Origin of the sequence: Streptomyces sp. BA2 (genome assembly GCF_009769735.1) — a bacterium.
Lineage (GTDB): Bacteria > Actinomycetota > Actinomycetes > Streptomycetales > Streptomycetaceae > Streptomyces.
Window position 1 is genome coordinate 94,029 of the sequence record NZ_WSRO01000001.1, and the last position, 22,680, is coordinate 116,708.

General features: G+C 64.7%; 12 protein-coding genes and 5 pseudogenes. 8 read left to right on the forward strand and 9 right to left on the reverse strand.

Going from position 1 to position 22,680, the window contains the following annotated elements; genetic code table 11:
• Positions 1 to 122: 122 nt before the first annotated feature.
• A pseudogene (locus E5671_RS00465) lies at positions 123 to 257 on the forward strand (transposase); the annotation flags it as partial.
• Between the two features lie 110 nt (positions 258 to 367).
• Here the strand turns inward: E5671_RS00465 and E5671_RS00470 are convergent.
• Both E5671_RS00470 and E5671_RS47230 read right to left on the reverse strand, forming a co-directional pair.
• On the reverse strand, positions 368 to 823 hold the full coding sequence (locus E5671_RS00470) for a hypothetical protein (protein WP_160501857.1): 456 nt from the start codon (positions 821 to 823) through the stop codon (positions 368 to 370).
• A gap of 681 nt (positions 824 to 1,504) precedes the next feature.
• On the reverse strand, positions 1,505 to 2,107 hold the full coding sequence (locus E5671_RS47230) for an Ig domain-containing protein (protein WP_336605607.1): 603 nt from the start codon (positions 2,105 to 2,107) through the stop codon (positions 1,505 to 1,507).
• A gap of 81 nt (positions 2,108 to 2,188) precedes the next feature.
• Here E5671_RS47230 and E5671_RS00480 point away from each other — a divergent pair, with 81 nt between their 5' ends.
• The gene (locus E5671_RS00480; protein ID WP_160501858.1) at positions 2,189 to 2,566 is read left to right on the forward strand and encodes a hypothetical protein; all 378 of its coding nucleotides are present in this window, start codon (positions 2,189 to 2,191) and stop codon (positions 2,564 to 2,566) included.
• 429 nt (positions 2,567 to 2,995) lie between these two features.
• On the opposite strand, the gene E5671_RS00485 is transcribed toward E5671_RS00480, so the two are convergent.
• Together E5671_RS00485 and E5671_RS00490 are read right to left on the reverse strand one after the other, a co-directional pair.
• Positions 2,996 to 3,283 carry a hypothetical protein gene (locus E5671_RS00485; RefSeq protein ID WP_160501859.1) on the reverse strand — a complete coding sequence of 96 codons (288 nt, stop codon included), beginning with the start codon at positions 3,281 to 3,283 and terminating at the stop codon, positions 2,996 to 2,998.
• 773 nt (positions 3,284 to 4,056) lie between these two features.
• Positions 4,057 to 4,296: a hypothetical protein gene (locus E5671_RS00490; RefSeq protein WP_160501860.1), complete on the reverse strand. Its 240-nt coding sequence runs from the start codon at positions 4,294 to 4,296 to the stop codon at positions 4,057 to 4,059.
• A gap of 383 nt (positions 4,297 to 4,679) precedes the next feature.
• On the opposite strand from E5671_RS00490, the gene E5671_RS45165 reads away from it, so the two are divergent.
• On the forward strand, positions 4,680 to 5,663 hold the full coding sequence (locus tag E5671_RS45165; protein ID WP_202120911.1) for a ubiquitin-like protein: 984 nt from the start codon (positions 4,680 to 4,682) through the stop codon (positions 5,661 to 5,663).
• Positions 5,664 to 8,884: 3,221 nt separating this feature from the next.
• On the opposite strand, the gene E5671_RS00500 is transcribed toward E5671_RS45165, so the two are convergent.
• Both E5671_RS00500 and E5671_RS45170 read right to left on the reverse strand, forming a co-directional pair.
• Positions 8,885 to 9,702 (reverse strand): IS5 family transposase gene (locus E5671_RS00500; protein WP_237329972.1). Its coding sequence is split into 2 segments (ribosomal slippage): positions 8,885 to 9,342 and positions 9,342 to 9,702, totalling 819 coding nucleotides; the frame shifts between segments, so codons are not numbered across the junction.
• Positions 9,703 to 9,775: 73 nt separating this feature from the next.
• Positions 9,776 to 9,895, reverse strand: a pseudogene (locus tag E5671_RS45170) (IS5/IS1182 family transposase); the annotation flags it as partial.
• Positions 9,896 to 10,052: 157 nt separating this feature from the next.
• On the opposite strand from E5671_RS45170, the pseudogene E5671_RS00505 reads away from it, so the two are divergent.
• A pseudogene (locus tag E5671_RS00505) lies at positions 10,053 to 10,640 on the forward strand (transposase family protein); the annotation flags it as partial.
• 87 nt (positions 10,641 to 10,727) lie between these two features.
• Here the strand turns inward: E5671_RS00505 and E5671_RS00510 are convergent.
• The gene (locus tag E5671_RS00510; protein ID WP_160501861.1) at positions 10,728 to 12,170 is read right to left on the reverse strand and encodes a hypothetical protein; all 1,443 of its coding nucleotides are present in this window, start codon (positions 12,168 to 12,170) and stop codon (positions 10,728 to 10,730) included.
• A 515-nt stretch (positions 12,171 to 12,685) separates the two neighbouring features.
• Here E5671_RS00510 and E5671_RS00515 point away from each other — a divergent pair.
• From E5671_RS00515 to E5671_RS45180, 3 genes and pseudogenes are all read left to right on the forward strand, one after another.
• Positions 12,686 to 14,021 (forward strand): annotated as a pseudogene (locus E5671_RS00515) (IS630 family transposase).
• A 480-nt stretch (positions 14,022 to 14,501) separates the two neighbouring features.
• Positions 14,502 to 15,368 carry a hypothetical protein gene (locus E5671_RS00520; RefSeq protein ID WP_160501862.1) on the forward strand — a complete coding sequence of 289 codons (867 nt, stop codon included), beginning with the start codon at positions 14,502 to 14,504 and terminating at the stop codon, positions 15,366 to 15,368.
• A gap of 575 nt (positions 15,369 to 15,943) precedes the next feature.
• A complete protein-coding gene (locus tag E5671_RS45180; RefSeq protein WP_202120912.1) occupies positions 15,944 to 17,410 on the forward strand; it encodes a hypothetical protein in 1,467 nt (488 codons plus the stop codon).
• 129 nt (positions 17,411 to 17,539) lie between these two features.
• Here E5671_RS45180 and E5671_RS00525 read toward each other — a convergent pair.
• Both E5671_RS00525 and E5671_RS00530 read right to left on the reverse strand, forming a co-directional pair.
• Positions 17,540 to 18,714, reverse strand: a pseudogene (locus E5671_RS00525) (IS3 family transposase).
• Positions 18,715 to 19,314: 600 nt separating this feature from the next.
• Complete coding sequence (locus E5671_RS00530; protein ID WP_160501863.1) at positions 19,315 to 19,584, reverse strand: hypothetical protein; 270 nt, start codon at positions 19,582 to 19,584, stop codon at positions 19,315 to 19,317.
• 657 nt (positions 19,585 to 20,241) lie between these two features.
• On the opposite strand from E5671_RS00530, the gene E5671_RS00535 reads away from it, so the two are divergent.
• Positions 20,242 to 21,738 carry a hypothetical protein gene (locus E5671_RS00535; protein ID WP_160501864.1) on the forward strand — a complete coding sequence of 499 codons (1,497 nt, stop codon included), beginning with the start codon at positions 20,242 to 20,244 and terminating at the stop codon, positions 21,736 to 21,738.
• The last annotated feature ends 942 nt before the right edge of the window (positions 21,739 to 22,680 follow it).

A 22,680-nucleotide genomic window follows, 5' to 3' on the forward strand; every position in this document is an offset into this window, starting at 1 on the left:
GATAGACGGCGCCCGCCTCGCCATCCTTGCCACTCTCCACCCGATCCAGCGCGCCTCACCGAAGACCAGGTTGATGCCAGGAATGCCAACCATTGCGGCGGCAGCAAGTCGCGCCGAACACCCACCGGGCCGCCGGGACGCGCCAGTACACCGACACACACGACTGGCTCACCATCGTGCAGCTGCCGTCCTACGCACCGGAACTCAACCCAGTGGAAAGCGTGTGGTCACTGCTGCGGCGCGGTCCGCTGGCCGACGGCCCGCGCTCTCTTGCTTCGCGTGTTGCGCGGAAGGGACAGCAGTGGCCGTTGCAGTTCAGACTCTGAGACAAGGACTGCATGCGCTTCGGCTTGTACCGTGAGATCGGCTACTTCTCGGCGTCGTGTTGATCTGTATTCTGCCAGGCATACAGCGTGGAGCCGTCGGTGTATGCGTAGTACAGATCACAGCGGGCAACGGCCTTGTCGGCTATGCCCTTGGGGAACCACGCTGCCTCAATCTTCGGGGCGGGTGCATGCAGGTCCGTTCCCGAGTTGCATCCGGCGGGGAGCTTTCCATCCTTCACTGTGGCCTTTACTAACTGCGCGCCACTGGGCCTCTTCAACGCGTACGTGATAGAGGATGCATTATCCGGAAGCCAGTCCTGGAATGTGGGGCGGGCTTTCTTAGCCTCGGCACCCGTCTCGAACTCGTACTCCTCATGCGCAGGCCTGTTGAAGGACGAGTCTATCGTACCGAAAGGACCGTTCACCACCGCCGTTGCGAACGCTCCGGCCACACACACTCCTATGACGCTCGCAGCGACGACTAACTTGACACCCATGTACATATACTTTCTTCCTCGGATGATGTGACACAATCACACTCTAAATTCCGAGATCCTCGCTCATCATCAGACTGAAGTGCCGATCTGGATAGTCCTCAAGTCGCACATCACATCGCACCCGTCATCCTGAAGGGCGCGTACAACCTGGCATCCCGTCGTCCTGCACCGCCAGACGCCCAGGTCACATGGCGCCAGCCTCGACGCCGAGCAGCTCACAATGCCGGGTGGAAACAGGGCCGGCGAACCGCCGGCCCGCTTCCCATTACTGCTCTGTTCGAGGGGATCAGTTTGGTGGGTCATATCGAGTTCGGTTTCGCTGAGAGAGCCGTCCGGGCATCGTTGGTGTGCGGTAGGTCGCGGCGGAAGGTGTCGTCACGAGGACTGACATGGCGGCCGTGACACCTTCGGCCCCAAACGACGCACTCCCCGAGCGGTCCGCGGTGGCACCGGTCGCAGATATCGAGCTGCCCGTGGGCTGGCGTGGGCCTGGATCCGGCGATTCTCGCCGCAGATTCTGCATTGGCGAACGCCTCGGTGATCCGCGCGAGGCGCCCTCTCCCCCAGCTCGTCCTGGCCCACCGTCATGTTCCCGCCGTGGGAGCTCGGCGGAGCAATCTCCAGCGCTACGTCCCCAGCCCGAACAACGACACCCTCCGTGCGACCCAAATTCAGGGCTGTTCAGCTGGCGCAACGCTTTCCGTTGAGTTCGAAGCTTGCGGCGGGGGGTGTGGATGTCGGTGTGGTGGGGTAGTAGGTGAGGATGCTGACGTTAACAGTGCTATTGGAACTGATGCCAACGCCTTTGTCTTCAGTGACGGTCATGTTCCGGCCTGTCGTTGGGGAGACGACATAGCCATTCGGATTGCGGACGATGCCCCTTTCTTCATTGAAGGTGAACTTCAGGTTCCAGCGACCTGGGATCGCTGCATTACCGGTGTTAGTGATGTCGATCATGACCAGATAGAATCGGTAGCCGAGCACGGGCTTGTGGTATTGGGCCTGCTTGTAGGTAACTCGGCAAACAGGAGCAACGACGGCCCAGGTGAAGGTGACTGATCCGGTGGCACCTGCGGTGTCGGTGGCAGCGACGGTGACGGTGGAGGCGCCGACGGTAGTGGGCTTGCCCGAGATCAGCCCGGTGCCGGAGTTGATGGACAGACCGGCCGGCAGGCCGCGGGCGCTGTAGGTGAGAGTCTGCGGGGCGGAGCCCGAGGCCTGAATCTGCAGATTGACCGGCGTACCTGCCACAGAAGTCTGGCCACCCGGATTGGTGACCGTCACCGTGTCTCCAGTAGTGACGGCGGAGATGGCAAAGACATGCAGAGTGGGGCTGCTTGGTTCCAGCGGTCCCCCGGGGGCAGGGTGACCGAAGCGAGACTCTTACAGACCATCGGCCTGCCCGGGGCCGCCGGCAAGCTGGGATTCTTGCTGTCGGCCAGTAACGAGGCGGCAACAGGAACCGGAACCGTTACCTACACCGATGGCTCCGCTGAGAGTTACACGCTCAGCTCGCCCGACTGGTTGTCCAGCACCCCGCCGAGCGGCGGAGCCGTGGCTGTCAGTTCCGACCGCCGGAACGGGCCGGAGACCTCCTACCCCCTCAGCAACTTTTCGCAGACTGTCGCCCTCTCCCCGGACGCCGTAGGTGTCGCGCATCTCCAGGTGCAGGTCCCGGTGCTGGGCGCTGTCGAGGAGTTCGTCAAAGCCGGGAACGTTCGACAACGTCGCACGCCTCCCTGATCTGTCCCACCATCCGTGCCGGAAAGCGGATGACGGCTTCGGTGTCGGGCCGCAACTGTCGCCCACGCAGCGCTCCAGGGCGGCCGCGTCAGCCGACCACCCCTGAAGCACCAGCTCAGGCTCCGCCCACGTGCCATCGGGCTGATCCACCCAAACCGCCGACCGGTTACCCCCGCCGGTTTCCGGGTCGATCCCGATGGAAAACAGTGCCATGACCGCCTCCTGCGTCCAGACAGTTGCGCCATGTTACGGCCGCCACATCCCGCAGAGAGACAGCGGGCGGTACGGGCTCATTACAGCCGTCGAACGATTCGAGTCACACCACTGCCGTGAGGATTAATCCACGCATCATTGCCCATCCCCGGGTCAGCGATCCGGGGACCTCGCGGCTTCGACGAGGCCCGATAGATGGCATATTCAGCCCGAGTATCAGTCGTCGGAACTCCATGCGGTGATCTGTCCCTTGGGGAGGGTTCCCGCAACCCTGACCCGCCCTGTCTGATCACCATTGGAAGTGCTAATGATGCCGGAAGCCGCTCCTCGCAAACCCCACTCAATGGTACCGATGACTTTTTCAATGTCCGGGAATTGCTCCGCAGCCGCAGCCAGACCACGATTGAAATCGGAGGGCGCGGATTGGAGTTCCTGGACCGCCGCCCGGCTAAGGTGAATATTGAAGTTGTTACCCGATTGATCGAATACGATGTCACGTGCCATTGCAAAAATTCCTTCCTGTTTCAGTGCCTCGTGATCCAGCCGGCGCCATGCACCTTCAAGAAGCGAGTACCTTCTTCCCATCAGAAGGAGATTCCTGACCTCCCTCAGGGGCCGACGACCTGCCCAGCTCTATGTCGCACGGATACGTCTTCCCCTCGGACTGTTTCAGGGCGAGGCTGCGGGAGCAGTGAGCACAGATACCCAATCCCCGTGCCTCACGCCCCAAGCCTCACGTCATGGTGATGCAGGCCATCACACCGAGTACAGTCCTGACCGGCTACCCGGCCCCCAGCCTCGATCGGCGAGTGGGCCGCCAACTTCACAGCAGATTCTTGAAGCCCTCGGTGCACACCACCGGCCGGCGAACAGTCCATTTAAGGACTTTCAGCCGTGCGTCTCCAGAATGAGGGCGGCCTGGACTGTTGACGACATTGGGACTACAGCCAGCTCAGCGGACGAGGTCGTCGTGGACTGGCGGGCCAGCCTTCTTGGTCCTGCCGCGTTTCTTCCCGAACACGCTCCACCAACGGTTGTCCCGGCAAATCCGCCACGGCCCGCCATGCCGGCCCCGACGCCTCGTGCTCCGTCGGCCAGAAGTCGGTATCCGAACTCCGGTTCCTCACGGTGGGCGTCGAACAGCGCATTCGCGCGAGCGGCGTGCTCGAACTCGGCATCTACCACCCGTCGTTCGAGCCCACGCTAGTAGGGCTGTCGGGAGAGCTTCAGGGCCCGGAACGTGAACGTGACTGGCACCCCGCCTGCGTCCAGCTCCTTCACGAGCGGGTAGATCCCTTTCCCGGCAGATGTGTCTGCGACAGATAGGCCGCGGCCCAGCGCAGAACCTCGCTCTCCTGCTCCAGCAGCATGATCCGCCGTCGTGCATCCCGGAGTTCTGCGCTCTCCTGGCCGGTCGTTCCGGGTTTTGCCCCGTCATCGATGTCCACCCGGCGCAGCCACTTCCACAGTGTCATCGCGTGAACACCGAAGTCGGCGGCCACCTGCTCGATCGTCACGCCCGGGCCACGGTTCCTCGCGACCGCACGGCATCGTCACGGAACTCTTCCGAACAAGGCTTGGGCGCAGCGACACCCTTCCCACCCGCCCCACAGGGCAAGCCAGTTCAGATGCCACCCGATCATGCATCAGACCCGTCTGGTTGTGGGGAACCGTCAGCACGGCCGTGGAGCCTGGCATCACCTTCGACACCGCTGCCGGCAGCTCGTCAGTAACCCCAACTTCCCCAGTTGCACCACTCGTTTGACATCCCTCGAGCCACCCATGTGAGACAGGGCCGCGAGAGTGAGAGTTCCGTTTTCTTACGGCTTCGGGGCGTGAGCACCATCTAGCTTTACAGCGGGCGGACACAGGGTCTGTCCTGGCCTTTTAGGGAATGCTCATGCTCTCTGTCTTATGTTTTTCAGGCTTGCGTGCCCGGCAGGTGATGGCCGGAGTCGCGGCCACGGTCGGCGTCCTGCTGCCGGCGTCCGGGATGACTCCTGCCCATGCGGCCAAGGTGCCGTCCCACACGCCGGGCGACTCCCGCTTCGCCATGCTGACCGGCAAGGTGTCCTACAGCGTGCCGGGTACCTACAGCTTCACTGTGCCAGCCGGTGTCACCCGTATCACCACATCCGTCACCGGCGCCGGCGGAGGCGGCGGAGGCGCTGGAGGCGTGCTTGGCTACTTCGGAGGCGGCGGAGGCGGCGGCGCCACCGTGCACTGCACCCTGCAGGTTCACCCTGGCGACACCCTAAGCATCCACGTTGCAGCAGGCGGTACCGGCGGTCTGGGCGACCAGAATGGTGAGAACGGGGATACCTCCCAGAGCGCTAACGGCAAAACCAACCTGGCTCAGGCCAACGGCGGCGCAGGCGGCCAAGGCTCCGGCCAAGGAGGTTTTGGAGGAACGGGTGGCAGCGCCGCCCTCTGCCAGAGCAGCAAACCCAAACTCCACTCCGGGAGCCCCGGAGCCCCGGACAGCGCCAGAGACGTTACCAGCACCGCCGGAGGCGCACCCGGCGCACAGGTACCGAAGGCCTGCCCAGTCGGCACCGGACAGGGTGGCAACGGCGGGGTCCTCGACAACGCCGGCAGCCCCGGTAACAACGGCTGCGTCGTCCTGAGCGGCAGCGGCGTGGGCGCTCCGCCGAAGAAGCCGCCCTTCCAGATCTTCGTCAAGACGCTGACGGGGAAGACCATCGTGATCGAGACCAGAAGGAAGGACACAATCGAAACCGTCAAGGCCAAGATCCAGGACAAGGAAGGCATCCCGGTGGACCAGCAGCGCCTGATCTTCGAGGGCCAAGAGCTGAAGGACGGACGCACCGTGGCCTACTACAAGATCAAGCCGGACAGCACCCTCCACCTCGTCCTGAAGTAGGGCGACTCTGAGATGAAAACTTCCGCAGTTGATCGTCAGACTGCGGAAGTTCGACGCTGGCCTGGTAGCCGAGGTCGCGGAGCCTGGCGAGGTGATGGGCGGCCCGGTGGTCGGGGGAATGGCGTCGGGTGAAGCAGTCGGTGCCCAGGTCGTGGGAGGGCTCACGGCGATCGAGCATGTGGTCCGCCGTGGGCACGCTGCGCCCCGCAGGTGACCCGCACACATACGAGGCAGTCTCAGAGCGCCAATGCTGACACACCGGCAGGTCAGGCCAAGCGCGGGGTGAACTTGTTATGTCGTAACGGGCTGACCGTGGGGAGCCACCTCATTGCCAGGATGCCCCGGACCACCTACACGTCCGGTGAGGGACAGCATGGCCGACCGGAATAAGGGTCAGGAGGCCGCGAGAGCATCCCGTCGGCTTCCAGGCACGTTCCATCGTTGTGCGGGTCAAGAAGCCCGCGATATCCGCACGCCTACCCGCCCGACCCGACATCGTGGCAGCCAAGACCCCGTAAGGCGAAACACACGCGATGCGCCGCCGATTGTTCCAAGAACACGTCTGGGTGAAGGCCCTCGACGAGGCGGGTTCACCCGCATCAGCACTACCCTGCTGCCCAAGACAACCATGCGAGCCGTGGATCTTGATTCGGGTCTGCGGCCCGCGCTGCTGGCGCTAGTGAAGCCTTGACAAGCGGGGTGATCCGATGGCGCCGTTGCGAAGGAGCCCATCGACCACCGGCGATCTTCTCGGTCACATCCGCGGCTCAGATCACCAGGCCGCCCACAACGCCCGCAGGAATGCCGACGACCAGCCTTTGGATGGGGCCAGCTCCATCTCGGGAGGCCCGTACAACGCAGCCTCGCGCGCGAAAAGCTGAGAGCGCGCATCGAGAGCCGGGTTGAACACTCGAGACGACTGGAAGCGTGGCCTCAACATGCGCATTCCGTCGCGCCTCCTGGTGTCGCTCAGCTCTTCTTCCCCGGGCGCTGGCTTCCACTGCTCCGCCACCACCAGCGCCTTTCGTCTCGATGGCCGGGATTACGCGTAGGGGTTGAGAGGGCCTACGCCGGTGCCGGCGTACAGCTGGGGGGCTGTACTGATCACGTGGGGGGGTTCGCCCTGAGACAGAGCCTGCCAGTGCAGGGCGGCCGGGTGCACGGCCGACCAGGGCACCGTGGACGGCCAGGTCAAAGAGTCCCGCAGGTTCGCCGTCTCGAAGCAGCGATCGTCATGAGGGGCCGGGAGGACGCGTGCGTTCTGGCCCCCGGCGCCTCACGCTCAGCGGGCAGGATCGACAGCGCCGGGGCGATGATCTGACCCCGGCGGTGCGAGGCCTCCACGTACAAGCTAGTGAAGAACCTCTCTTCCCAGTGACCCGGTCGGTGGCAACGGGGGCTCAAGATCCAAGGGAGGGGGCGGCGGAGGCCGCGACACAACTGGATATGAGGCTAGTGAAAACGGGGCTGGAGGCGGAGACGGAGGCAGTCAGGGGCAGAGCAAACCGTCATCCAGCACGGGGAACACCCTCTTCCACGCCGGTAACGGTGCCATCCCCGCTGGCAATCCTCGTGGAGGCACAGCACACGGAGGCACTGGTGGCACTGGTGGTGGCGATGGCGGCGTCTCCGGGAGCCCCGGTAGCCCGGGGGCGACGGCGCCGTCCGCATCACCTGGTGATCCCGGCGGTGGAGGGAATCAACCGCGTGATCAAGCTGACCGCGCGCAATGCATTCGAGTTCAGGAACGCGACCAACCAATGCCTCCGGACACGCTGCATCACCACCCGCCGAGCCCGCGGGTACCTCCGCACCGCTCAACTTCGGGTGAAGGCACCGATGAGCTGGTCAAGAAACCGCTTCAGCCGCCCCGAGTCCCACTCCAAAGACGAAACACCAGACCAAAGCAGTTCAGTGCCCTTAAAGATCACTGCTACACACCACGCGCTTGGGGGCAGGACTGCGGGCTGGGACGCCCCGTGACAGGACACGTCCCGGGGCCTGCCAAGCCGCCGCAACGCGCTCCGGCGAGGGGGGGACATACAAGAAACGACATATAAGCGTCACAAGGTGCCTTTGGGCAACATCACGCAGGAATACAGGACTTTTCATGCCTTCACAGTCTTGGACCGAGCCTGGCCAGCATGAATGGTTAGTGCCGCCTGGGGTGACGAGTTTAACTGTAGAACTCTGGGGCCCTGGCGGAGCCGGTGGTTTCTCGGGCTGCAACAACGCCGGCAGTGGCGGTACCGGCGGCAACGGCGGAGTTGGTACTTATCTCTACCAAAGGAACTATGGCGTTTCCCCCGACCAAAGGATTTTCTTCTATGTAGGCATTCCGGATACCGCATACAAAGGGCACGGGGCAACGATTCTCTATGATGGCGACATCGAGACGCTCAAGCTTGTTGCTGGTAGCGGAGGCGAAGGCGGCTGGGGCGGTGACGGCGGTTACCACAGTGGAAAAGGAGGTGACGGTGGCGACGGCAACGGCCGCAACGGACGGAGCGGAGACGGCCCCGATGGTGGTAGCGGTGGTGGTGAGGGCAGCTCTGGCAGCGAAGGCGCTTTCGCCAATGGCGGTAACGCCGGTTATGGCGGTTTTGGCTATACCCCGGCACGTCGCCACTATGTCGCGCCTGGCGGCCTAGCGGGCGGCCGCGCAGCAGACTCCCGATCGGGAGGCGGTGGAGGAGCAGGCGGAGGTCAAGGGGAGTCCCTCTATTGGGAGGGCTACACCATTGTCGATCGAGTGAACCGCGGCACGGGGACAGACAACTTCGCTGGCCTCCCGACCGCTCTCACCGCAGCAGGGGGCGCGGGCGGCAGCCCTCCGAAGGGTTGGGGGCGGGGCGCACCTGACGCCGGAGGCGGCGGGGCTGTCAGGATCACTTGGTGATTACGCGCTATGACGTGCTCTTCGTCGATGAGCTGGTGGAGGCGGGCGAGGTACATCCCGGCTTGCCTGTCATGTGCGTTGTGCATACGGGCTTGCTGATCGACGGTCTGCTGGCGGTAGGCGCGCGTCTCGGCTTCGAGTTTGGCGTCGAGTGCGGCCATACGCTGGCCCTAACCGGGGCGGCCTGGGCGGCGGGGCGCGCATTTCACTGCCGAACGGGCCGTCGCAAAAGGACCTTCCCAAAGGAACCCCGTCGACCGCCCAGGTGATGCACACATTCACCCTTACAAGTCCGACCGCACACCCGACCATCTAAGAGGTGCTAACAAAGGCGTTGGACGTGGCGGTGTGTGATGAGGCAGGCGGCGAGGCCGAGGAAGGCTTCGTGAATGTCGTCGCGTCGTTCCCAGCGGATGCGTAGGCGGCGGAAGCCGTGCAGCCAGGAGATCGTCCGTTCCACGACCCAGCGGAAGATGCCCAGGCCGGTGCCGTGCGGCTGGCCGCGTTCGGCGATCGCTGGGCGGATGCCGCGGGCTCGCAGCAGGCGTCGGTACTTGTCATGGTCGTAGCCGCGGTCGGCGAAGAGCATGTCCGGCCGACGCCGTGGCCGGCCGACGAGTCCGGCCACGGCCGGGATCTTGTCGAGCAGAGGCAGAAGTTGGGTGATGTCGTTGCGGTTCCCGCCGGTCAGTGACACCGCGAGCGGGATGCCCTGCCCGTCGGTGAGAACGTGGTGCTTGCTGCCCGGCCGCGCACGGTCGACCGGGCTGGGCCCACTTTTGGGCCTCGCCGAGCGGCCCGGACGTGCGAGGAATCGATCACCGCCCGCGACCAGTCCAGCTGGTCGGCCGACCGCAGCTTCTTCAGCAGCGCGACGTGCAGTTGGTCCCAGACGCCGGCCTCGTTCCAGGCGGCCAGTCGCCGCCAGCAGGTCATGCCCGAGCCGAATCCCAACTCCTGCGGCAGGTACTCCCATTGGATGCCGGTGTAGAGCACGAACAAGATCCCGCACAACGCCTGCCGGTCCGGCACCCGCGGTCTGCCCTCTACCTTCTTCGGACCTGGCTTCGGCAGCAACGGCTCGATCAGCGACCATAGTTCGTCCGACACGATCCATGGCCGCGACTGACGGATTCCCATACCCACACCTACGTACAGACGGGCCGACAGTCTCATGATCAGCAGCTTTTGTTAGAGCCAGTAAGACCGTGTCCTATGCGGTCAGGCGGAGTAGTCGCTTGTAGCCGCACAGGACGACTGCCAGGCCCAAGAAGGCCAGGTAGTTGGAGCGTTGGCGCTCGTAGCGGGGGCTGAGTCTGCGATAGCCGGAGAGCGCGACATAGTGAGCTCTTTCAGAGTGGCCACTGATGGGGTGACCGGTCGGCGTCCCGCAAGGCACGCGGCTCCTGTGCCGTTGAGAGAGGTGTTCGACGTCTCAACTCATCAGCGCAGGAGCCTCGTTGGTCCCCTATCCTGCCTCACCCACGCACATTGTCGCCGGCTTCGCCATATCCGTCGGCACCGCCCACGCCTACGTCACCGCCGTCGTCGGCCGCCCCTCCCGCCAGGTGCCCGGCCTACTGCGAGTCCTGCGGGAAGCCGATCCCGGTCACGTCCTGCTCGACGGAACACTCGCCGAGTGCGACCGGGTCGGCGACAGCCGGGCCGACTTCTCCCACAAGCACCGCCGCCACGGCGTGAACATGCAGGTCATCGCCGATCCCGCGGGCAACCTGCTGTAGATCCCGCCCGCTCTGCCCAGCCGAACCCACGACCTGACCGCAGCCCGCACCCACCGCATCATCCGGATCTGCGAACGCCAAGGCGTGCCCGTCCTCGCCGACCGTGCCTACATCGGCGCAGGCTCCTGGGTGACCACACCGATCAGACGCCTTCCCCACCAGGACCTCAGCCCGACCCAGCGGACGATCAACCGGACTCTGTCGGCGGCACGAGCCCCAGTCGAACGAAGCGTCGCACGACTGAAGTCCCGGCGCATCTTCCGCCGAGCCCGCTGCAGTCCCCACCGCATGACCGCCATCGCCGCCGCCGTCCTCACCCTGGAGAGGCAACGCTGAAAGAGCTCAGTGTCCGCTGGCCGGTTTGGGGAGGAGGTGGTCTCCCGGGCCGGCCTGTGGGTTGGTAGGCCGGGCAACCGCTGGTCCTTAGCGGGAGTTACCAGGTGATGCGGGCGGCGCCGTTGCCTCCGGGGTTGCCTGGGGTGCCGCCGAATCCGATGGTGCTGTCGGAAAAGCTCGTGTAGGGGGTGCGGGGGTCGCCGTCGGCGCAGGGTTTGAAGAGGGCTCCTGTGGGATAGTTGCTGGGCCCTTGAGCGCCGCCCCCACCCCCTCCTCCACTGGCATAGTAGCCAGAGCCGCCGCCGGTGCCACCGCTGCCGAAGCCTCCGAAGCCGGCACCGCCACCACCACCGCCACCACCGCCGAACGAGCGGGGGGAACGTCGGTTGGTTTGGCCATTTTGCCCTGGGCCGCCGCCTGGGCTGCCGCCTGCGCCTCCGATGCCGCCGCCGCTGCCTCCGGAGCCTTCTGCGCTGCTGCCGTTTCCTCCGGAGCCTCCTGTGCCGTTGCTTCCGTTGAATTCTCCGGCGCCGGTGCCAGCTCCGCCAGCTGCACCGGCGCCGCCTCCACCGCTGCCGCCTGTGCCGCCTGTTCCACCGCCTCCTGTGACGTTGCATCCGTTGCCGCCTGCGCCGCCTCCTCCGCCTGCGTAGAGGTTTTGGTCGGGGCAGGAGGTGTAGTCGCCAGGGGCACCGACATGGACGGAGAGTTGGGAAGGGGCAGGCTTGATGATGTTTCTGATGTAGGCGCCGGCTCCGCCGTTGGCACTGCTGCTGCCGCTGCCTCCGGGTCCCCAGAGTTCGACGGTGACCTGTGTGGCGATGGTGGGGATGTTGCACTGCTGGTCGCTGGGGGTGGTGTAGGTCCGCATGCGGGCGGTTTTGGTGCTGGGGGTGACGGGGCACCAGGTGGTGTCGGTGTCGAGGTGTGCTTTGTCTTGGACGTTGCCGGATGTTCCGTCGAGGGTGGGTGCGGCCCAGGTGAGGCCGAGGTGAAGCCGTCCTCGGGCATGTGGGTGGTGGCGTCGATGAGGTAGCACCAGTTGTCGCCGAAGAACCAGATCTTCTTTCTCGTGTCCGCGGTGAAGAAGGCGGCGTCGACTTTGTTGAGGGCGAAGGCTCCCCCGTAGCCGAATACTGAGGAGATGGGTATGGGGTCGGTGACGGCGTCGGTTTTGGGTGTGTGGTCGGTGTAGGAGCCTGTTGCTTCGAGGGTGTAGTAGATGCAGGTGGTGCCGTTGAACAGGTAGATGTGTTTGGTGTCTACGCAGAGGGTGCCGTCGACGGTGTTCCAGGGGATGGCCCAGTGGCCGAACAGGCCGGGGTCTGCTGACGAGGTCCCTACGAGTTTTCCCTGGTGTTGGGGGTCGGGTGTGTCGCCGAACCAGGGCCGTTTGGTGCCGGACCATTCGTAGCGGTCGTAGGTGTTGGCTGCGGTGTTGAGGCAGTACAGGCTCGGTGCGCGGTGGCCGTTGCCGTCAAAGGGGGTTTGCACTGCCGGCGCTGAGAACGCCGCATTATAGGATTTCATGTCCTGGCCTATTTCGGTCGAGGTTGGCGGGGTGCCGGGCGGGCGGTGTTTCACCCCTTGTCATGGCAGGCCGGGCTGCCAGGCAACTAAACGAACCAGGCTCTCACCCGCGCCTGCCTTCAGGGGACGCACCGGGCGGCGCTGTCCCCCTACTTCGTTTCTCGCTCCGGTATAGGTGCGGCCCGCGCTGTTTGCCCTCGTCTTGCTTGGTCAGCGTCGGCCAGGAATGAAACCGGGCATGGTTGGGTCCGACATCCCCTCTGCTGCCCCTGCTCCCATGCCTGTTGTGTCTGGGGCCGGCGGTGGTCGGCAGGTGACTTCGCGGAGGGGGCGGGGTTGTTGGGTGTTTCGCATCCACGGGGTCTGCGCGCTCGTCAGCGAGAGAGGGCGAGAACATGGCGGCACATACAGGATGAAGTGGCTTGCTCGGTCCACTCCTTGGTAGGCCCGCACAGGACCACATGACACTAGTGTGATGCGCCGGAAATGAGAGGGTAAGTGGCTAGGGTGTTTTCATGTCGTCAGGGCCGCGTGCTGTTGAAGTCGTGTTGTCTGCTGATGAGTTGGCCGAGCTGACGCGTTGGGCAGGCGGTGCTGAGGGGCCTCGTCTGGCTGAACGGGCCCGGATTGTGCTGGCGTGCTCGGAGGGGCTGGCGACCGTGAGAGTCGCGGAAAAGCTCGGTGTGGCGGCGGATACGGCCCGCAAGTGGCGTTCACGGTTCGCATCCCGGCGGCTGGCGGGGCTGACGGACACGCCGCGTCCGGGCCGGCGCAAGGCCGAGCTGGTGCTCAGCGAGGAGGAGCGGGCCCAGCTGACGCGCTGGGCGAGGCGGGCGAAGACCGCGCAGTTCCTGGCACTTCCCGCGAAGATCGTGCTGTGGTGCGCCGTGGGGGACGAACAGGCAGGTCGCTGCTGAACTCGGCGTCAGCCACCGTTCGGTGAACCGCTGGCGGGCCCGGTTCATCGAGCGACGGCTGGAGGGGCTGATGGACGAGCCGAGGTCGGGGCGGCCGCCGTCCATCCTGCTCGACCAGGTCGAGGACGTCGTCGTCGCGACGCTGGAATCCACGCCGGCCAAAGACACCCACTGGTCGCGGTCCCTCGATGCGGCCCGCACCGGGCTGTCCAAGTCGACCATCGGGCGGATCTGGAAGAAGTTCGACCTCAAGCCGTACCTCCAGGACGCCTTCAAGCTCTCCACCGACCCGCAGTTCGTCGCCAAGGTCGTCGATGTCGTCGGTCTGTACCACCACCCGCCTGAGAAAGCGGTGGTGCTGTGTGTCGATGAGAAGTCCCAGATCCAGGCGCTGGACCGCTCCCAGCCGGTGCTGCCGATGATGCCCGGCATGCCCCAGCGGCGCACCCACGACTACTACCGGCACGGCATCACCAGCCTGTTCGCCGCCTTCAACATCGCTGATGGCACCGTCATATCGCAACTGCACCGCCGCCACCGGGCCATCGAGTTCAAGAAGTTCCTGATCAGGATCGACAAGGCGGTTCCCGCCGGCCTCGACGTGCACCTGGTGTGTGACAACTACGCCACCCACAACACCGCCGAGATCAGGACGTGGCTCGGTAAACACCCCCGCTTCCACGTCCACTTCACCACCACCGGCTCCTCCTGGATGAACCAGGTGGAGCGGTGGTTTGGCCTGCTGACCGACAACCTCATCCGCCGTGGCGTCCACACCTCCGTCAAGGCCCTGGAGAACGACATCACCGCACGGATCGAGCACTGGAACCAGGACCCCAGGCCGTTCACCTGGACGAAAACCGCTCACGAGATCCTCAACTCCCTCGCCGACTACCTCACGAAGATCGCACCACCCAACTCCGAAACTACCTAGCCACTTACGCCTCTCGTTTCCGGCGCATCACACTAGTTTCCGCCGGCGTTGGATTGATCACCGCTCACGACGGTCTGCGTCTGGACAGAGCAAGACGGACAAGGTTCGCCTGACCTCGCCTCGACAGCTGCCTCGGTCATTGAAACTGCCCGAGCATGCCCATGGACCATGCTGCCGCCCCGGGAACCTCCGAGAACCCCGACAGAATCCAGGCTGAGAACCGTGCCGTCCCTGCAACGCAGCGTTGGGGAAAGTTGGAGGGCGGGGCGGGCCGGGGAGGACATAGAAGGATTTACAGCGCTCGCCTCGAGGTGTGAACGGCGCCTCCAGGTGTCCCGCGCAGGCGTGGGGCCTCTGCCCCATCGCCGGAAATCCTGTTTGAGCCATGAGAGGAATTTACAGATGTCGTGGGTAGCCGTATCAGATTTCTCGCTGACGTGCAGCAGCCCCCAGCCGGTCACGTTCTATGCGTGGAGGCAAATGGTCGAGGTGGTAATTCATATTAAACCGGTCGATGACACCGGAAACACAGTCTGGCTTGACCCCGGGCACGTGCTGGACAACACGAAGCTTATCGATTACAACAGCCAAGATGAATTGACCTGGTGGGGGCATTCGGGCTGGTGCTATGGGAGCGTGAACGCCGGCGACCCCACTCAGGATCCCGGCACGGGAGAAATAACTATTCCGTTCAATGTCTGGGCAGACTTTGATGCCGCCACAAATGGGACGCCCAAAAAGATCGGCGCCAAGGTCAAGGTTGATTCCGGTGTCTGGGTCTATTGTGCGTACGGCGCATCGAGGTGGCAGAGTAACGTCCAGCTCAACGCAGTTCGGGCGTCGGAAAGGATCACTGACGTCATCATCCTGGACGGGCAGGACGCCCAGCCTCCGGCGGGATACACCAAAGAGCCCCATGACCTCAACAGCGGCACCCGCGGCGACCACCTGTACTTTGCCTACAGGAAAGACAGCAGATATGACCCGCTCACGAGCTTTTGCGTCGTAGGGCTGAAGCATGACCAAACCCCCTATCCGCCGGCAGGATATAACTGGTGCAATCCGGGCACAGACCTCAACAAGGGAGCCGGCGGGGAATGGATTTACGCGGCTCAAACCACCGATCCGAGCCAGGGCCAGCCCGTAGACCAGCTTCAGGTCGAAGTGACGGACAATTCACATGCAAGTCCCCCCGCCGGATGGAACTATTACAACAAAGATCTGAATACAGGGGCAAGAGGTAATTACATCTTCCTGGAATGGCACAACCAGCCCTACAACACCAATAGGGCAGCGGAAGCGGGTCCGGTGCGATCCCGTCACGCAGCCGGTCCCGGCGCATCGTGAACGATCGAATTCGCCGATACGACTGACAGGTAAAACAGCGGCCGACCCGGCCACGGTGTCGCGGGAAAACGAGACGGACGCGCCAGTCGGGTTCTGGAAATCCTGTCGCTGACCGCATTCCTTCAACGCGCCCTGAAGATGATCTAGTCCTGGGAGAACGTCCCACTGCTGATCAGGTCGTTGCCCCTGCCATTTCCGGGTCCGGGCCACATGTGGGCGCCCACACCCCGGCCCTGGACCGGATCAGGAAGCAGCGACGGACCGTGGATTGGGGGACGCCAAAGCCAAAGCGACAGGACCCGCCAGGCGCAGCCGCTGACCATGCGAATACGAACGACGGAGCGGCTGCCCTGGAGGCGAGGGCAACCGGCGGGTGGCGCACCTATATCAGATGTAGGAATTTGCGACGGGCGAGACGAGAACACGGCCGCAGTGATCGGGGTCTCAAGCCCAACGCATTACATCTCCCACGCTGTTCACACAGGTTTTGGCCGATGGGCGGTCCTGCAACCCGAAGCGCCCTGAAGGCACACCCGCTTAATGCCCACCCCGGCCCGGAAGGAAGCACCACCATGATGACTACCTACAATGCGGCGTTCTCAGCGCTGGCAGTGCAAACCCCCTTTGACGGCAACGGCCACCGCGCACCGAGCCTGTACTGCCTCAACACCGCAGCCAACACCTACGACCGCTACGAATGGTCCGGCACCAAACGCCCCTGGTCCGGCGACACACCCGACAGCCAGGGAAAGCTCGTAGGGACCTCGTCAGCAGACCCCGGCCTGTTCGGCCACTGGGCCATCCCCTGGGACACCGTCGACGGCACCCTCTGCGTGGACCCCAGCCACGTCTACCTGTTCAACGGCACCGACTGCATCTACTACACCCTCGAAGCAACAGGCACGTCCCCCGACCGCACACCAGAAACAGACGCCGTCACCGACCCCATGCCCATCTCCTCAGTATTCGGCTACGGGGGAGCCTTCCCCCTCAACAAAATCGACGCCGCCTTCCTCTTCCTCACCGCCAACAAGAAAAAGATCTGGTTCTTCGGCGGCAACCAGTGCTACCTCATCGACGCCACCACCCACATCCCCGAGGACGGCTTCCGCGACCACGGAAACCCCGTAGCCCTCAACATCAACGACGCATGGCCCTCCCTCCCCGATGACCTCAAAAACGGCCTCACCTGGGCCGTCCCCGTCCTCGACACCAACGGCGACATCCAAGACCGCGCATACCTCGACACCGGCATCAACTGGTGCCCCGTCATCCCTAGCACCAAAACCGCCACCCTCATCCTCCTCACCAAACCCGGCAGGCAGCCCTTCACCATCCCCCCCGGCGTAGAGCAGGCCACCCTCGAACTCTGGGGCCCCGGAGGCAACGGAGGCGACGGCGGCGCCGGCGGCAACGGCGGCAACGGCGGCAACGGCGGAGCCGGCGCCTACATCAAGTACAACCTCCCGGTAGGCGCCAGCGCCGTTTACATCGGCGCCCCAGGCGACCGCACCAGCTACTCCTACCTCCTGGTGGCCGGCAGCGGCGGAGGAGGCGGCGGAGGAGGAGCAGCAAGCAGCGACGGTGGCTGGGGCGGCGGCAACGGGGGCGCCGGCGGAGGCGGCGACGGGGGTAGCGGCGATGGTAGCCCCAACGGCGGAACGGGTGGGGGTGGCGGCACCCTCGGCGGCGTCGCCGAGGGCGGCAACCCCGGCGGCGGCGGGGGTGGCGGCGCTGGCGGCGGCGCTGGCGGCCTCGGCGGCAGCTGCGGCGGGGGCGCCCTCGCCAGCAACGCGGGTAGTGGCGACGGCCAGAACGGTGGCAGCGGTGGTAACCACGGTGGTGCCGGCGGCGGGGGCGGCAGCCAGGGCCCGAGCAATTATCCGACCGGGGCCGTCTTTAAGGAAGCCGCCGAAGGGTCCGACGCCCGTATCCCTTACATGGCATTCAACGACAGCACGGGATTCGGAGGCTACGGCGGCAAGCCGAACGGAGGCAAGGGCAGCCCCGGAGGCAACGGCGCCGCCCGCATCACCTGGTAACCCCAGCCAGACCAACGGTTTCCCGGCCTGCCAACCCACAGGCCGGGAAACCACCTCCTCCCCAAACCAATCGGCAGGCAGGCACGGCCAGGCTGAGCAGGGGCCTTGACCCCGAATCCTGGAGACGGGTTATGCCGCTGGTGTCAGCGTAGTTGGTGTGAGGTGGAAGGCGTTCTCGAAGGCGATCGGTGATCGTTGTCCGAGGTGGGAGTGTCGGCGCCGGGTGTTGTAGCGGTGGAGCCATCTGAATGCGTCGAGTCGGGCCTCGCGCTCGTTGGGCCAGCTCTTTCGTCCCCTTTAGGGCGCGTTGAAGGACTCGGCGAGTGCGTCATCCGCGCTGGAGCCGACCGCGCTCATGCTTCGTCGAACCCCTGCTGACCTGCAGGCTTCGACGAAGGCACTGCTCGTGTACTGGGCTCCGTGGCCGGTGTGCATGATCGATCCCGCGAGACTTCCGCGGGTGCGGACGGCCGCGGCCAGGGCGTCGGTCACGAGATCCGCGCGGATGTGGTCGGCGATCGCCCAGCCGGCCAGACGGCGCGAGGCGAGGTCGATGACGGTCGCCAGGTAGCAGAACTTCCCGCCGTCGATGGGCCGGTAGGTGATGTCGCCGACGTACTTCGTGTTCGGCTTGCCCGCGGCGAAGTCGCGGCGGATCAGGTCCGGAGCCTTGGCTGCGGTTGGATCGGGGACGGTGGTGCGGTGCCGGCGGCGCAGTCGAACCCCTTCGATCCCGGACTCCCGCCTGATCCTGGCGACCCGCTTGTGATTGACCGCCTCACCGTTCGTCTCGCGGAGCTCGGCGGTAATCCTCGGGGCTCCGTAAGTGCCGTCCGATTCCTGGTGCACCGCCCGTATCCGGGCGGCCGCCTGCCGGACGGCCCAGTCGGCGGCTGTCCGGCGCCAGTAGTAGAAGCTCGAGCGTCTGACGCCAAGGACGTTGCAGAGCCGCTTCACGCCGTAGCGGCGCTGAAGGCCGGCGACGCACTGGAAGCGGTTCACCAGCGCGTCTCCCCGGCTAAATACTTCGCCGCCTTCCGCAGGATTTCGCGTTCCTCCTCGAGCTCGCGGACTTTCTTCCGCAGAGCCGCATTCTCCGCCTCCAGCGGGGCCGGCGGCTGGGCCAGTTCCGGCGTCCGGCGTCCCCGCGGACGGCTTGCTCCGGCAGCCCTCACCCAGTTCCGCAAGGTCTCCGGATTGATCCCCAGATCCGCGGCGACCGACGTGATCGTCGCATCGGGCCGCGACTCGTACAGCGCGGCCGCGTCCGTCTTGAACTCCGGCGGGTAGTTCTTCATGACCACGAGATGTCCGTTCTCAGATCCTCAGGACCCAGTGTCTCGTGTGTCCGACACCAGGGGTCAAGGCCCCTCGGCACCCTCACCCTCGCAGCACTCACCATCTGGCTCCGCACATGATCCGAGAGACAGGGCCTAAGGAACAGATCCATCCGCGGCATGGGAGGCAAGGGCTTCGCCTCGTGCGGATCACTGCAGATAGAGCTGGAACAGATCCAACAGCCACTGTCCTGCGCCGCTTCCGATCACTGTGCCGAGACCGCCCAGGACACCAGGGCCCCCAGACCCCGCGCACCAGAAGAGGCAACTCCATGACAGCAAGGGACGGCCTACGCTAGGCATTCCGGCAGTCAACTCATGACAGTCGACACGATCACGGATATCCGCGCACCGACCCGCGTACAAACACGGCCTGGAATATCAAACCCACTGCTGACCAAACACCGCTACCCCATCCCCCACTCACAGAGAGGAAAGCGGAAGAAGCGTCCGGCCGCCGCGCGGTGCGTGAAGAACAATGGCGCGGCGACCAGGAGACTCGCCTCGTCACGCGATCCCACTGACGAGACCGTTTCACCCCTGCGAGACAGGATAAAAACGGTTCACTCAGGGATATTCATAACCATCGGTAGTGATTAGCGTCAAATAGTCGGCGGCGTTCTTCGGTTGTCCATAAACATCGACAACTCTATATAACTGGAAGTTGTGGTCATCGTAGGATAAGCGGCAGGCGTAACTTCCATGACCTTGAGCTGAGTACCCTTTTAGCACCTCAAGGGCCTGCTTCGCCTGCAGGGCCGTACTCCAGTTCACGCCAACAGCGCCGCCGCCCACGAATATAAAGGAATAACCAAGGGAACGATGGATTTCACCCACTGCCTTTCCTTGGTCATGGCGTTATTTGCGACGCATGGGCCGTCTGGCTGCGATAAGAGCAACGAAGAGAGCTTATCTATTAAGTTGTCCACAGTTAGCGTTGGCAGCAAGTCATCACGGGTTGTTCCTGTCATTTCACTGCGCTCCACTAGTGTCATGTGGTCCTGTGCGCGGCCTACCAAGGAGTGGACCGAGCGAGCCACTTGATCCTTATATGTGCCGCCATGCTCTCGCCCCCTCTCGCTGACGAGGGCGCAGACCCCGTGGATGCGAAGCACCCAACAATCCCGCTCTCTCCCCGAAGTCACCTGCCGACCACCGCCGACCCCATGCACAACAGGCATGGGAGCAGGGGCAGCAGAGGGGATGTCGGACCCAACCATGCCCGGTTTCATTCCTGGCCGACGCTGACCAAGCAAGACGAGGGCAAACAGCGCGGGCCGCACCTATACCGGAGCGAGAAACGAAGTAGGGGGACAGCGCCGCCCGGTGCGTCCCCTGAAGGCAGGCGCGGGTGAGAGCCTGGTTCGTTTAGTTGCCTGGCAGCCCGGCCTGCCATGACAAGGGGTGAAACACCGCCCGCCCGGCACCCCGCCAACCTCGACCGAAATAGGCCAGAACATGAAATCCTATAATGCGGCGTTCTCAGCGCCGGCAGTGCAAACCCCCTTTGACGGCAACGGCCACCGCGCACCGAGCCTGTACTGCCTCAACACCGCAGCCAACACCTACGACCGCTACGAATGGGCTGGCACCAAACGGCCCTGGTTCGGCGACACACCCGACGACCAGGGAAAACTCGTAGGGACCTCAGCAGACCCCGGCCTGTTCGGCCACTGGGCCATCCCCTGGAACACCGTCGACGGCACCCTCTGCGTAGACACCAAACACATCTACCTGTTCAACGGCACCACCTGCATCTACTACACCCTCGAAGCAACAGGCTCCTACACCGACCACACACCCAAAACCGACGCCGTCACCGACCCCATACCCATCTCCTCAGTATTCGGGTCCACCTACAACAAATCCATGGTCTTCCCCCTCCCCAAAGTCGACGCCGCCTTCCTCACCGCCAACAAGAAGATCTGGTTCTTCGGCAACAACCAGTGCTACCTCATCGACTTCACCACCCACACCCCCGAGCCCGACTTCCAAGACAGCAACGGAAAACCCACAGCCCTCAACATCAACGCCACAACCAACGCACAAGGAAACCATTGGACCGGCTGGGCCGGCCTCCCCGCCGACTTCACCAACGGCCTCACCTGGGCCGCCCCCACCCTCGACGGAACATCCGGCAACGTCCAAGACAGCGCACACCTCGACACCGACACCACCTGGTGCCCCGTCACCCCCAGCACCAAAACCGCCCGCATGCGGACCTACACCACCCCCAGCGACCAGCAGTGCAACATCCCCACCATCGCCACACAGGTCACCGTCGAACTCTGGGGGCCCGGAGGCGGCGGCAGCAGTGCCAACGGGGGTGCCGGCGCCTACATCAGAAACGTCATCAAGCCTGCCCCTTCCCAACTCTCCGTCCATGTCGGTGCCCCTGGTGACTACACCTCCTGCCCCGACCAAAACCTCTACGCCGGCGGCGGAGGCGGCGCAGGCGGCAACGGCGGCAGCGGCATCGGAGTCAGGGAAGGCTGCGAAGGCGGCACCGGAGGCAGCGGCGGAGGCGGCAACGGCGGCACCGGCGACAGCGGCACCGGCGCCTCAGGGAGCAACACAAACAACGGCACAGGAGGCTTCGGAGGCAACGGCAGCAGCACAGGAGGCTCCGGAACCCAGGGCACCGCCCCAGGCGGCGGCGGAGGCGGCAGCGCTGGCGGCGCCGGACAAAATGGTGGCGGCTCCCCACGCTTGGTCGGCATGTTCGGCGGCGGAGGCGGTGGAGGCGGCGGCGCCGGCTTCGGCGGTTTCGGCAGTGGTGGCACCGGCGGCGGCGCCGGCAACTGTGGGGGCGGGGGCGGGGGCGGGGGCGGCGCTCAAGGGCCCAGCAACTATCCCACAGGAGCCCTCTTCAAACCCTGCGCCGACGGAGACCCCCGCACCCCCTACACGAGCTTTTCCGACAGCACCATCGGATTCGGCGGCACCCCAGGCAACCCCGGAGGCAACGGCGCCGCCCGCATCACCTGGTAACCCCAGCAAGACCAACGGTTGCCCGGCCTGCAACCCACAGGCCGGAAAACCTCCTCCTCCCCGAACCGGCCAGCGGACACTGTCAGGAACCCCATGTCGTTCGAGGTCAAGTGCGGGTCGCGTGGGCCTCGGCCCTCTACAGAGCTGGATCGCTCGTGATGTATCAAGAGGTAATCCACACGATCGGCTCAGGCCACGACTAGAGAACAGCATCGGTGCAGAGATTTGGCACGGTGATGCCAGATTGCCTGTCTCGGACCGAATCCGGTTGCGTGTGACGAACCAACATCTGTCCATGCCTCATCCCTTGACTCGTGTTGAAGGATTCTGAGCACAGGGCGCCCCGTCTGCCGCTAGGACTCGAAGGCCCAGATGATCTCTAGGGCTCGCCCCTGTACCAATGAGGCAAGAGCCCTCCATCAACCGCACCACACGGGGGTTCGTCCCAATCGGACCGTCAGGCCGTCGACTTGTTCGACGAAGGTACGACGCAGGCATCGCGCGTTCTCGCGGTACAGACGGCAGATTGTGAGCCGGATCAGCACCAGTCGGCCCCCGACGGGGCCGTCGGCCAGGCACCGTTCGTACGTGCTGTGCACCCCGCGGGCCCCGGCCGCACAGTCCGGACACGACACGCTGTCATCCTGCGTTCTGGCCACGGTGTGGACGGACCGTCCTGCCCGTGAGAGGCATCCTCCACTAGCACCGGGCTGAGGTACGGGAACAGCACACCGACGAACTCATCACACGACGCCACGGGTCCCAGATGACGCAACGTCGCGGGCCCGGCCGGTGTGGCTCCTGCCAGAAGCCCTCGAGAGCGGGCTCGTGCCGGAGTAGTTCTTGCGGGCTTTCGCACTGCGAGTAGGGCCGTCTCCGAACTCAGCAAACACCTGCAACACCAATGACCCCTCCGATACCCAGCATCGAAAGGTAGATCCC

Coding starts and splice junctions, on each gene's coding strand:
- E5671_RS00470 (WP_160501857.1), bottom strand. CDS start 823: ATGGGTGTCAAGTTAGTCGTCGCTGCGAGCGTCATAGGAGTGTGTGTG.
- E5671_RS00485 (WP_160501859.1), bottom strand. CDS start 3,283: ATGGCACGTGACATCGTATTCGATCAATCGGGTAACAACTTCAATATT.
- E5671_RS45165 (WP_202120911.1), top strand. CDS start 4,680: ATGCTCTCTGTCTTATGTTTTTCAGGCTTGCGTGCCCGGCAGGTGATG.
- E5671_RS00510 (WP_160501861.1), bottom strand. CDS start 12,170: ATGAAATCCTATAATGCGGCGTTCTCAGCGCCGGCAGTGCAAACCCCC.
- E5671_RS00520 (WP_160501862.1), top strand. CDS start 14,502: ATGGTCGAGGTGGTAATTCATATTAAACCGGTCGATGACACCGGAAAC.
- E5671_RS45180 (WP_202120912.1), top strand. CDS start 15,944: ATGACTACCTACAATGCGGCGTTCTCAGCGCTGGCAGTGCAAACCCCC.